Below are 12332 nucleotides of genomic sequence, written 5' to 3'. Positions count from 1 at the left end.
TTTCTCAAAAGACTGTGCCATCACTGTCTATCTGAATCGGGGAAGAGCCTCCTGGTCTCAATTGAGTAGCAATTCTACGTCCTGCTGTCCAAGTTCCTCCTTGTAAGACTTTTACTAGTGGCAATTCAGTAGCACTCAGGTTCAATTGTTGACGAATAGTTGCTGCTATTTGATCTAGCAAACTAACGGTGAGTGCTCGCCACTCAATAATCACTTCGGAGCTGGGTAAGTGAGACTGTTGTAAAATAGCGCTATCCTTGACTTCTAGTAATCCTAGATCTAAACATAAGCCCCCATTGCGATATTCTGCTAAGCTGGTCAACTGATCAAGTTCAGTAATCTCTAAACCCAGTTCCTGCAATGGCTCTAATAGAGAGTAAGTTAACCACTGGGAGAGTTTGTGAAATGGTACATACTCAGAACCGTAGTTATCCCCTTTGAGAGCAGAATGTTGCCACACATCCCCTAAATTGACCCCCGCTATTGATTCTCGTTTTGGCCAAATATCCCCTAATCCCTCCAGGACGGTGCTGAATAGGTTAGTCGCACTTAGAAGGTTGGCCAGTTCACAGGTTGCAGGTTGTAGCTTGGCAGGTTGTAGGTTAGCTGGTTGACAAGTTGCAGGTTGCTCCTGGAGAGGTTGTAAATCTGTAAGTGGCTTGACCCAGCTTTGGTTGTCTTGGCAACTTTCAAGGTTGAAGTTGCTATCGTGCAATCCCTTGGTAACCTGCAACTTATCTAGCAATTGGTAATTTACCAAGTAATTTACCAAGTAATTTACTAAGTTGCCAGGACGAGGATTGACTTTTCCAAACATCTGTGGTAATGAAACCATTGCTTTACCTAAGCGCTGTAGTAAAGCTAGCCTACCCTCTATACCTATGAGTGGATTGGTTTGACTGACCTGGAATCCCTGGGCTAAGTCATGGGCACTCAAGGATTGAAGTCCTTTGGCATCGACTTGCCAAGGTAGGTCTGGGTCGCTGGAGAAAGCTCCCTGACAGAACATGCGGAAACTAGCAACGGCTAATCCTTCGGAACGGCGAAACACTAGTCCGGTTTCTGGTTCATGATACTGCCAATTGCTGCCAGCGCCAGCATCGAGTAAGACACTAATGATAACTAAGTCGAATTTGGTTTGGGCTTTTTGGAGTGGAGTGAATCCTGCCAATTTCTGGTCTAGTTCCTGAAGACGAGGGACATTTCCTACCTCAAAATGCCGCCAGCGACTATGAAATGGAATCTGGAAATCGGGGTAGTGCTGCTGCATGACCTCGATTACATAGTTAGCTACTTGCTCTAGCTTGGTTAAATTGCAGCGAAAGTACTGCAACTGGTCAGCAGTAGCTAAGGTGAAAATGCGATCGCATCTCTCCCGAATTGCCAATGGGGTTCTTAAGTAAGCGATTAACTGCTGTTGTGCATTATCGACAGATGACATAGGTAACAGGGAATTAGGGAATGGGCAATTCGCGAGTGACTATTGACTATTGACGATAAAGACTAATCGGCTAAACCACGCCCTTGAATTTCAGCCAATGCGATCGCATCTAGTTCAGTTGTATGTTCAGTGTAATAACCAGCAGCTTTTTTGGCAGCGATTTCTACTTGGGCATCAGCGGGAATCAAGTGTTCTGGAATGGGAATGCGCTGAATAATCTCAATACCGGATTGAACGATAGCGTTATATTTCATATCGCTCATGGAGACAAAACGGTCAATTCGTTTAATTCCCAGCCAATGGAGCACATCAGGCATTAGTTCTTGGAAGCGGATATCTTGAACCCCAGCCACACACTCTGTACGGTTGAAGTAGGCATTAGCGCTATCACCTCCTGCCTGACGTTTGCGAGCATTATACACTAGAAACTTAGTCACTTCACCTAAGGCGCGACCTTCTTTACGGAAATAAACAATCACACCTGCACCTCCAGCTTGGGCTGTCTCGACACAGACTTCTAGACCATGGACTAGATAGGGACGACAGGTGCAGATGTCGGAACCGAAAACATCGGAACCATTACATTCATCATGAACTCGTACAGCCAGCAGTCGATTCGGTTCAGTAATGGCTGCCACATCACCAATTAAATAGACAGTGATGCCACCAATGGGGGGTAAGAATACCTTTAAATCGGGGCGAGTGATCAGTTCTGGAAACATGCCACCGGTTTGCTGAAATAGAGCACGGCGCAGGTAACTTTCCTGAATGTCCAATCGTTGGGCAATTCCGGGTAGATACCAAACCGGGTCAATTGCTACTTTAGTTACTACTAAACTACCATCGTTTTTAATAATTTTGCCATCAATTGCTAAACGTTTTTTCTCTACAGCATCCTGTAGTTCTGGCATATTGATATGAGCTTTGGTGATGGCAATTGTGGGTCTAATGTCGTATCCCTGCTGATATAAATCGCTATAAACTTCACCTACCATCGCCCCAAAGGGGTCGAGAGAAACAATCAAATTAGGGTCAGTCCAACTCGGATGAGGACCAATAGGAACGATGGGAGCAGTGTTGGTGAGATCCGGGCGGTGATTGGGCTGGAGTGTACCACTGGCTACGGCTAAAGCTCGATACACTGAATAGGAGCCTGAGTGAGTACCAATAACATTGCGATGAGCTGAGTTAACTAAGGTACCGACAATAGGTCCTCGTTTGAGGGGGTCACTTTCTCCCCAGTTAATTGCTGGAGAATTTAATCTAGAAGAGCTAGGATGGGAGGTTAAAACAATATGCTTGGGTTTGCTGATAGTTGTTAAATCTTCCATTAGAGTTACTCTGTAGAATGCACCAACAAGTGTCTAGGTCTTAGATGCTAAGACTTAGTTAATAGAGATAAACTAATATAGTAACAATTTCTAACAGGACTATCAGTAGTTTCTATTACTATTGCTCTAGTGGGCAAGAATTATTGCGGAACCAGTGCCTTGAGCTGTAACATGCAAAAAACCAAATTACGCCACCATGACTCCAAGCTCAATCCCTCACAAGGTAATTATAACAAGGAGTTTCGTATTTTGGTATTTCTCAGATTTTTAGCGTCTGCGCCCTTACCTTAGCAGCATTCATATTATGTATGAATAAATTTCGCCTTCTCTGTTTTATATTGTCGCTCTTCTTGGTCATCTTTGCTGTTACCAGGATTTCTTCTGCCCAGATAACCGATCCCATTCCCGAGCCAATTAAAAAGTCAGAACTATCTGTGGGATTGGAAGAAGTTGTTCAAATTCCCAACAGTGGAACTGGAAGAAAGAAAGCTGCTCGCTTGAACCTGCTTACCCATGCAGGAGATGGGACCCGACGATTATTTGTTAACGATATGCGTGGCAAGTTGTATGTCATTGTTGACGGCACTGCTACTGTTTATATGAATCTGAAAAAACTAATTTGTGCAGACTTTACTTATGAAACTCCTCAACAGGGCTTCGCTTATTTTGCTTTTCATCCAGAATTTGCTAACAATGGAATTTTTTATACTGTAACTAGCGAAGTTAAAACTGGCGGTACTCCTGACTTCCCCGTTACCAAACCAATTATTGACAGTAACAATAACATTATCGAAAGTGCCCACCACGATGTAATTCGCGAGTGGAAGGCAACAAACCCTTCTAGCAATACTTTTGCGGGAACATCCCGTGAGATTTTGCGCATTGAAGAGCCTTACCCAGATCATAATGTTGGACAATTGGGCTTTAATCCCAATGCTAAACCAGGGGATGATGATTATGGCTTGCTCTACATTGCAGTAGCTGATGGCGGTAGTGATGGCTACCCTGTTAGCGATACCGATCCCTTGGATAATGGACAGAATCTGGGAACACCCCTGGGCAAAATTCTCAGAATCGATCCCTTTGGGAATAAGAGTGTTAATGGTAAATATGGTATTCCTGGTGATAATCCTTTTGTTACAGATGACGATCCTAAGACCTTGGGTGAAATCTGGGCTTATGGACTGCGTAATCCCCATCGTTTTAGCTGGGATACTGGTGGCGAAGGCAAAATGTTGATTGCTGATACTGGTCAGGCTTTTATTGAAGAAATTAATCTTGGTATCAAAGGAGCTAACTATGGTTGGGGCGAGCGGGAAGGTACTTGGGTTATAGAGGAAAATAATGAAAATGTTTTGTTTGCATTACCCAAAAATGATCGCTCCTATGGCTATACTTATCCCGTTGCCCAATATGACCATGACATCCCCCCCGACATAAAAGGCTTCTATGGAATTGCGATCGCTGGTGGTTATGTTTATCGGGGCAAAGCAATTCCTGAATTAATCGGTCAATACATTTTTGCTGACTTCGCTCATGATGCCAGATTTTTCCACGTTCCTGTAGATGAACTTATCAATGGCAAACAGGCAAAAATAAAAGAACTCAGATTCTTTGACGGAGAGCAAGACGCTTCTTTTCTAGAAATTATTGGTAAAAAACGCTCTGATGTGCGATTCGGGGTGGACGAAGAAGGAGAAATCTATGTGACATCAAAACAAGATGGTAAAGTTAGGAAACTCGTTCGTTCAGCAAAATCCCCTATTGACCAGAATAGTTTGCAATAATGATGGTTATGGAATTCACATTATTGTAGGTTAGGTTGAAGGATAAAACTGAATAGGAGGGAGAGATAGATGGGTATAGCGATAGCGAAACCCATCCTAAAAATTCACTATTATTAATCTTAATTATGAATTATATACTCCTACTAAGTCTCTGATTAATGCAGTATAATTAGTATGATGTTCTAAGGCATCCCTTTAATCTTAAGACGGATACGATAAAGACTGTTTCTTGCTGTAATGTAAAGGGTTTGGTAGTCACTATCACCCCAGGCTAAATTAGCGGGAGCTTCTGGCACTTCAATAATGCCCAGTAGGTTGCCGCTGGGATCAAAAATCCAAACTCCTCCTGGTCCAGTGCTGTAAACATTGCCTTGGATGTCTACCTTCATACCATCTGCTGCCCCCTCTTTACTAGGAGGTTTCAGTTCCGCAAAAAGTTTTCCATTCTCTAACATCCCGTCTGGCTTGACATCAAAAACCCGAATATGACCTCTTTGTGAATCATTCACATATAATTTAGTTTCATCTGGGGAAAAGACAATACCATTAGGGCGGACAAAGTCATCAACTAGCAGGGTTAGTGTGCCATCTGGTGCTAGGCGATAAACACCATAAAAGCCTAATTCTTCTTGTTCAGATTTGATGCCATAGGGAGGATCGGTAAAATAGATGCTACCATCTGATTTGACTGCTATATCGTTGGGACTATTCAGCCGCTTGCCTTGGTAGTGACTAGCTAGAGTTACAATTTTTCCATCTTTCTGTGTGAGGGATAGACGACGATTACTATGTTCGGCAGTAACTAAACGCCCTGAGCGGTCTAACGTATTACCATTAGCATTGCCAGAAGGTTGACGAAAAATCTCGGTTTTTTGCTCTGGTTGCCATTTATAAATGGTATTAGCTGGAATATCACTAAATAGTAGAAAGCCGTCGGGATGCCAAACAGGTCCTTCAGTAAACTTAAAACCTCCTGCTACCTTTTCAACTTGAGTATTGGGAGCAATAATTTTTCCTAGATTATTTTGTTTGGTGTAAAATTTATAAACCATTAGGTGTCGGTAAGTTTCACCTGGATGCAAGATAACCGAAGGAAAGTTAGGCTGATTGACTGAGTCAGGAAAATGTTGTGTCTCTAGGCCTGGGGGGGTGACATGCAAGCTAAAATCCTTACTGGGTAAGATATTCAGCTCATCTGTTACAAAAAGATACATGCTGTTTTGGACCGACCTTGGACGTAGTTATAAGGGTTTGAGCGTCCAGAACATCAAAGAAGGGTCAATTTGGGAGTTTATCTTTCCTGAAATAATTGGCATCAAAGCCTTACCTAGTAAGCTTTTCAGGGCTCATGTCACCCCCTCAGGTCTCTAGGCACAAACCTTGATGATTTGTATAAACAACATCTCCTTTACCCACAGTTCTAAGCTTAGGAAGATTTCCCGAAAAAAACTGTATTCCTGGCTGATTAGTGTGAAGCTCCATCACCCGACCAGATTTTGGTTCATATACAGTAGCTGCCAGTTTGATTTTTTCTGATTCTCCATTCAAGACATAATTGAGGTCGTAGCCTCCTGGATAGTTTGGCTTTAGGGTATTTCTAAGCTGATTAATGCCATCTCCAATCAACTGAGGCTGAGTAAAGTCGTAGGGTGTATCTTTAACTGATTTAATCTCTCCTGTAGGGATGCGCTGTTCGTTGTTAGGCGTATATCTATCGGCATTGATCGTTAAATATTGTCCTAGAATATTTCCAGAAGCATGACCAGCCAAGTTCCAATATGTATGATTCACCAAGTTGACAGGAGTAGGTTTGTTAGTGGTAGCGGTCATTTCCAGCTTTAACTCATTATCGTTAGTCAGAGTGTAAATAGCTGTAACTGTCAAATCACCTGGATATCCTTCTTCTGAGTCAGCACTCAGATAAGTTAGTTTTAGTGCCTGTCCTTGGCTACTGTTAATTGGTTCAGCATTCCAAACCACTTTGTCAAAACCCTTGTTACCACCATGGATGTGATGGGGAGGGGCATTAGCAGCTAGATCATACTTTTGACCATTGAGAGTGAACTGAGCATCTTTAATCCTATTAGCGACGCGACCAACAATTGCACCATAATATAGGTAGCGCTTAGCCGCCAAATAATCTTCTAGACTATCAAATCCGAGCACTACATCCTCTAGCTCACCGCTCTTGTCAGGCAAGTGTAATGCAGTAAGAGTAGCACCATAGTTGGTTATCTTAGCTACTAAACCCTTGGTATTGGTTAAAGTATAGAGATAAACGTTTTGAGCATCTTTAGTCTGGCCAAATTCACTTTTGGTTATACTTTTTTTTTGTTTGGTCTGGTAGTTATTTGCTGTGGGGTAAGATTGCTCAGGGTTAAATCTCTTGTATAAATCTGCTTTTACTAACAGTACACTCATTACCATTGCGGTAAAGAGTGTGATTGTTTTTAGTAACATTGAGCCAGTAAGCATAGTTAATTTTTTAGGAATTAATTGTCATCTATTATAACGAGTTTTTTAAAGTAATATAATAGAGGGATAATTTTGTAATAAATTAGCTATCAGTTAATGCGCTACGCCCACGGGTGCGCGTTCAGCTATCAGTTATCAACTTATGGGCTATGGGCACGCTGTCTCCATGCAAAGCGCGAGCAGGGAAAACCCTCAATACCCCTTAGGTGCGCTTGACCCGTAATTAAATTCGCGCTTTGGTGCGCGCCTCAGAAATTTTTACCTCACAAGTCGTAGAATTTCTATATTTGTTAACGATATGCATCGCTTCTAAACTAGATTGATACCTATTTGATGACACGCCCTATAAAAAATTGACATTGTTAAAATTTTAGTATAGGATAAATTGCTTAGTATTAAATCCGTCTTAGACAAATCCAGCACAAAATATGAGTAACGGCAAGGCACTGCAACCATCCCCCTATTCAAAAAGACAATACAATATTCACCAACCTGGTGACTTTGATGTTGCGGTTAATTATAGTCGTGTGTTGTTGGCAATTGCTGGTGCAGAGGGTGAGCTGGCAGAGGCAGAATTGGATTGGTACATTGATGAGCTGGTTTTGTTCGGATGTACTGAAGAGTATTTGCCAGAAATCAGTAAAGAGTATATTGCCACTGTCAAAAACCTTAATTGGAAAGATGTTAATCTCGAAGAGCTATTGGAGAAGATTAATTTTGATTTTCCCATGAATTCGCCAAAAGTTATTTTATATCAAGCGATCAAGATGTGCCGAGCTGATAGAGACTATCATCAAAAGGAAAAAGAAGCCATTCGGAAAGCTGCTCAAATTTTAGGTGTTTCACTTACAGATGTTATGGCGATTGAATCACTAGTAGAAATGGAAGAGGCAGCCGATAAATTAAGATATTCTGTGTTAGAAACAATAGGATAGTTTAGATGGTTATAACACATTCTTGTGCTGGCAATGCAAATTCAAGTGTGTTATAATCACAAATTTTAATTTATAAACTTCATCGACAATCTTCTAAATTAGTTCAGTTGGGAGACTAACACTTGTCCAAAAATTACATACATGGCTATTCACATCAAGAGCAACAACGCTTAGTTAAACAAGCTCAATATTGGCGGGACAAAGTGCTATTGCGCGATCTCAATTTGTTTCCTACCGAGAATTTGTTAGAAATCGGCTGTGGTACAGGTGCTGTCTTAGGAATAATTCTAGACAGTTTTCCAGATTTGAGAGTAGCTGGAATCGATCTCGAATCTACTCAAATAGAATGCGCTCAGCACTATTTACATACTCTTGGTTTTGAAAACAACATTGATCTGCGTGTAGGTGATGCCATTCAGCTTCCTTGGCCCGATGCCAGTTTTGATCATGTTTATGCCATCTGGTTCTTAGAACATGTCTCAAATCCTAAAGCAATTCTGGAGGAAGCGTACCGTGTCCTCAAGCCAGGCGGTCGAATTACCTTAACTGAAACTGATTACGAAACTCACCTGATTTGGCCGGAATCACCTGATTATCAATATTTACTACAATCTTACCGTGAAATGTTCTTATATGCAGATGGTAATCCCTGTATCGGGCGAATTTTGGGACCACTTTTAAATTCAGTGGGTTTTCGGGAGGTCACTAATATACCATGGGCGTTTTATAACTTTGGTAATACTGAAGATCAAGATCTAGAGAAGTTGGTAGAGTATATGCACTCTTGTATACAACCAACTCTCATGGAAATGACACGAAAACTGGGAAAGGATTATCAAAGGCTAGAAGCCGGTCTAGAATTTTTCCGAAATCTTACGAACCAGCCTGAGTGTGCCGTAGCATTGACAATATATCGGGCATCAGGGAAACGATAGTCAAGTTAAAGACTACAACACTCTTGAATTACTATAAACTACTATAGTAAATAGTAGACTGATGTTTTTGGGGAAATTTTTTAACAAGATATTTTTGTATGGTTACATTTCATTCGGTTTCTCAGAAAGAATCACTAGTGTCTCTGAGTTTTACTGAGAATAACTCAACTACTCCAGATCGGAATTACCAAAGCCTAGAAGCAGTCATTAATTTTTACGAGCAAAAAGATATAAGAAATGACTACTTCCAGTGGTTGCATTTAAGGCCTATCGATCTTTCCAGCATTTGGTTGCTTCTCCATAATCTTCAGGGGATTACTGCAGATTTTGTCCGCTGGCTCGCTAGTGCTGTGTCTAGAATCGACGATAATGTTATTCGTTGCTTACTTGTAAAACAGCTCTATGATGAACTTGGAAACGGAAATCCTGAACAGTGTCATACTTTACTATATAATCGCTTTTATCATGCCTTTCATCCCTGGCAACCAGAGTCAATGTAAGCGTTCAGGGGGTAGAAGAGCCCTCGCCAAAAATGGTAGCGAGAATATGCGTGCGGTAAGGAACATGGAACAGCAGCGCCCAAACATGAGCGAGCAAGTCCCCTGGTCAGATTGGGAAGAAACTCCAGCCAGTGTCAAAAAACTGGTAGAGGGAATGGCGCAGCAAATTGAAAATTTAAAAAAACAACTCACAGATATATCGGCAGTTCAGCAACAGCTATTAGAAAAAACCCGACGGACATCAAAGAACTCATCATCGCCTCCTTCCTTTGACCCACCAGGGCTGGAAAAAAAACCACAGAAAAACAAAAGTAAGAGAAAACGAGGAGGTCAACCAGGTCATGATGGGCATAGTCGAGACTTGTATCCAATCGAGCGGTGTAACCAGATCATTGACCATCATCCAAGCAAATGCTCCTGTTGTGGGAAAAGACTAAGTGGAGAAGATCAAAACCCCTATCGCCACCAAATAGTAGAGATTCCACCGATTGAACCGATCGTGATCGAGCATCGTTTACACTCGTTGAAGTGTGGGCAATGTCAGAGATCAACCAGGGCTAAATTGCCAGAGGAGGTCAACAGGAGTGGATACGGAGTACGAGTAGTAGCAATGGTGGCACTACTGAGTGGAGTTTACCGCAATAGTCAACGCCAGGTGCAAAGTGCTCTAGCTGACTTGTTTGAGATTTCCATGTCATTAGGAACGGTAAACAAACTCCGGCAAGAAGCAAGCGATGCAGTGGCAAGCAGTGTTGAGGATGCCAAACTTTATGTCCAACACTCAAAGGTGGTAGGAGCAGACGAAACGAGCTAAAATCCACGGAAATCTAGATGGGAAAAACCCCAAACAACGAAAAGCGTGGTTGTGGGTGGCAGTCACGCCACTAGTGACATTTTTTGAGATTGCCCTAACTCGTTGTACCTCTGCTTCTGACAAACCTACTGGGTCAAAATTTTGGTGGTATTTTAAACTCAGACCGTCATGGTGCGTATAACTGGGTAGACAAGGAACGTCGGCAATTGTGTTGGGCACATCGGCGACGGGAATTCATTAAAATCTCGGAACGTCCTGGGGTATCTAAAGAATTAGGGACTGCATTGGTTAAACAACAGGAGAAGCTGTTTGAATTGTGGCATCGAGTACTATATGGTACTTTGAAACGTTGTCAGTTTCAATTGCTAGCCCTTGGAGATACGTGAAGGGGTCAAGTTGACTTTAAAACAAGCAGATTCTTACTCGATTGGGTCACAGGAGAAAACACCCCTTGCTAAAACTGTCCGCACTTGTCGCCAACTACTCAAAGTTGAACCAGCTTTATGGTTGTTTGTGAGTGTTGAGGGTGTGGAACCAACAAATAATGCAGCAGAAAGAGCCATCCGTCCAGCAGTAATCTGGCGGCGTACCAGTTTTGGTTCTCAGACTCAAGCAGGGAGTGCTTTTGTTGCTCGTATGTTAACTGTTGTGACAACATTGAAGTCCCAGCAGCGTAATGTCTTGGAGTTTTTGACAAATGCAATTCCCCGCTGCACGCGCAGGTAAACCTGCCCCTTCGTTACTGCCATAGGTAGCTATTTCTGATCACGAGCATGAGCAAGAGCTAGTGATCGCAGCTCAATAATTTTATTTCATTATTACTCCTGCCGGGTGTGTTTTTTTGATGATTACAACCCCCCTGAACGGTTACGAGTCAATTGCTACCGGGAAGATGGATGCTCTGAACATTAGCTCACCTGGGATAAAACTAAGACAACGACTAGAAGGCTATTTTAATGCTCCTGATCCGACTATTATCATCGCTGCATTTTTGGTAGAAGAGATTTACGCCAAGAAGTTCATTGAATGTCTCAATGAGCAAATCATGCGGACTCAGGAAATTTCTGAGCATGATCTAACTTGGCTCACCTTACATAGCGTGGTAGAAGCGGATCATGCTGGAGATTCTATCCATCTAGCCCGCCGTCTAGATGAGATAGAAGTTTCCCGTAGCCTAGTTTATATGGTGACTGAAGAGGTATGGAATATTTTTATGCGCTTCCAGGATGAGATGTATGCACTCAATCTTGAACTATCTTCAGTAGACATCTGCAGAAAATAGACGAGGTTTAGACGCTTCTGTTATCGATCACTACTTGTGTACCACTACCATTAATCTGAATTATAAATTATATACTCCTACTAAGTCTCTGATTAATGCAGTATAATTAGTATTACTTTCTAGGGCATCCCTTTAATCTTAAGACGGATACGATAAAGACTGTTTCTTGCTGTAATGTAAAGGGTTTGGTAGTCACTGTCGCCCCAGGCTAAATTAGCAGGCGCTTCTGGTGTTTCAATAATGCCAAGTAGATCCCCTTGTGGTGAGAAAATCCAAACTCCTCCTGGTCCAGTGCTGTAAACATTGCCTTGGATGTCTACCTTCATACCATCTGCTGCGCCTTCCTGACTAGGAGGTTTCAGTTCGGCAAAAAGTTTTCCATTCTCTAACATCCCGTCTGGCTTGACATCAAAAACCCGAATATGACCTCTTTGTGAATCATTCACATATAATTTAGTTTCATCTGGGGAAAAGACAATACCATTAGGGCGCACAAAGTCATCAACTAGCAGAGTTAGTGTGCCATCTGGTGCTAGGCGATAAACACCATAAAACCCTAATTCTTCTTGTTCGGATTTGATGCCATAGGGAGGATCGGTAAAATAGATGCTACCATCTGATTTGACTGCTATATCGTTGGGACTATTCAGCCGCTTGCCTTGGTAGTGACTAGCTAGAGTTACGATTTGTCCATCTTTCTGTGTTAGGGATAGACGACGATTACTATGTTCGGCAGTAACTAAACGCCCTGAGCGGTCTAACGTATTACCATTAGCATTGCCAGAAGGTTGACGAAAAATCTCGGTTTTTTGCTCTGGTTGCCATTTATAAA

General features: G+C 42.1%; 10 protein-coding genes and 1 pseudogene. 6 read left to right on the top strand and 5 right to left on the bottom strand.

From position 1 onward, the window contains the following. Positions 1–4: 4 nt before the first annotated feature. Together F6K46_RS08575 and F6K46_RS08570 are read right to left on the bottom strand one after the other, a co-directional pair. Positions 5–1441, bottom strand: coding sequence for a URC4/urg3 family protein (locus tag F6K46_RS08575; RefSeq protein WP_293055587.1), 1437 nt, complete (start codon positions 1439–1441; stop codon positions 5–7). 62 nt (positions 1442–1503) lie between these two features. Then, positions 1504–2772: a GTP cyclohydrolase II gene (locus tag F6K46_RS08570; protein ID WP_293055590.1), complete on the bottom strand. Its 1269-nt coding sequence runs from the start codon at positions 2770–2772 to the stop codon at positions 1504–1506. A gap of 350 nt (positions 2773–3122) precedes the next feature. On the opposite strand from F6K46_RS08570, the gene F6K46_RS08565 reads away from it, so the two are divergent. After that, the gene (locus tag F6K46_RS08565; RefSeq protein WP_293055593.1) at positions 3123–4559 is read left to right on the top strand and encodes a PQQ-dependent sugar dehydrogenase; all 1437 of its coding nucleotides are present in this window, start codon (positions 3123–3125) and stop codon (positions 4557–4559) included. 182 nt (positions 4560–4741) lie between these two features. On the opposite strand, the gene F6K46_RS08560 is transcribed toward F6K46_RS08565, so the two are convergent. Continuing rightward, entirely contained in the window at positions 4742–5773 is a 1032-nt protein-coding gene (locus F6K46_RS08560) for an SMP-30/gluconolactonase/LRE family protein (protein WP_293055596.1), read from the bottom strand. A 145-nt stretch (positions 5774–5918) separates the two neighbouring features. Beyond that, a complete protein-coding gene (locus F6K46_RS08555; protein WP_293116938.1) occupies positions 5919–6980 on the bottom strand; it encodes an aldose epimerase family protein in 1062 nt (353 codons plus the stop codon). A 482-nt stretch (positions 6981–7462) separates the two neighbouring features. Between F6K46_RS08555 and F6K46_RS08550 the strand changes: the two genes are divergently transcribed. The 5 genes and pseudogenes from F6K46_RS08550 (at position 7463) to F6K46_RS08530 (ending at position 11500) form a co-directional block, all read left to right on the top strand. Next, on the top strand, positions 7463–7969 hold the full coding sequence (locus F6K46_RS08550; protein WP_293055602.1) for a TerB family tellurite resistance protein: 507 nt from the start codon (positions 7463–7465) through the stop codon (positions 7967–7969). Between the two features lie 122 nt (positions 7970–8091). After that, entirely contained in the window at positions 8092–8904 is an 813-nt protein-coding gene (locus F6K46_RS08545; protein ID WP_293055605.1) for a methyltransferase domain-containing protein, read from the top strand. Positions 8905–9002: 98 nt separating this feature from the next. Next, entirely contained in the window at positions 9003–9404 is a 402-nt protein-coding gene (locus F6K46_RS08540) for an iron-containing redox enzyme family protein (protein WP_293055608.1), read from the top strand. 64 nt (positions 9405–9468) lie between these two features. Beyond that, a pseudogene (locus F6K46_RS08535) lies at positions 9469–10969 on the top strand (IS66 family transposase). A 93-nt stretch (positions 10970–11062) separates the two neighbouring features. Then, positions 11063–11500, top strand: a complete 438-nt coding sequence (locus F6K46_RS08530) for a hypothetical protein (protein ID WP_293055611.1) — start codon at positions 11063–11065, stop codon at positions 11498–11500. Positions 11501–11619: 119 nt separating this feature from the next. Here F6K46_RS08530 and F6K46_RS08525 read toward each other — a convergent pair. Further along, on the bottom strand, positions 11620–12332 hold a 713-nt coding region (locus F6K46_RS08525), incomplete at its 5' end, for an SMP-30/gluconolactonase/LRE family protein (protein WP_293116935.1).

Origin of the sequence: Moorena sp. SIO3E8, assembly GCF_010692445.1 — a bacterium.
Classification (GTDB): domain Bacteria; phylum Cyanobacteriota; class Cyanobacteriia; order Cyanobacteriales; family Coleofasciculaceae; genus Moorena; species Moorena bouillonii.
Note: the sequence above shows the minus strand (reverse complement) of the source record. Positions and strands in the feature narration are given on the sequence as shown.

Excerpts from the sequence above, each read along its gene's own strand:
- F6K46_RS08575 (WP_293055587.1), bottom strand. The coding sequence starts at position 1,441 with ATGTCATCTGTCGATAATGCACAACAGCAGTTAATCGCTTACTTAAGA.
- F6K46_RS08570 (WP_293055590.1), bottom strand. The coding sequence starts at position 2,772 with ATGGAAGATTTAACAACTATCAGCAAACCCAAGCATATTGTTTTAACC.
- F6K46_RS08560 (WP_293055596.1), bottom strand. The coding sequence starts at position 5,773 with ATGTATCTTTTTGTAACAGATGAGCTGAATATCTTACCCAGTAAGGAT.
- F6K46_RS08555 (WP_293116938.1), bottom strand. The coding sequence starts at position 6,980 with ATGAGTGTACTGTTAGTAAAAGCAGATTTATACAAGAGATTTAACCCT.
- F6K46_RS08550 (WP_293055602.1), top strand. The coding sequence starts at position 7,463 with ATGAGTAACGGCAAGGCACTGCAACCATCCCCCTATTCAAAAAGACAA.
- F6K46_RS08540 (WP_293055608.1), top strand. The coding sequence starts at position 9,003 with ATGGTTACATTTCATTCGGTTTCTCAGAAAGAATCACTAGTGTCTCTG.
- F6K46_RS08530 (WP_293055611.1), top strand. The coding sequence starts at position 11,063 with ATGATTACAACCCCCCTGAACGGTTACGAGTCAATTGCTACCGGGAAG.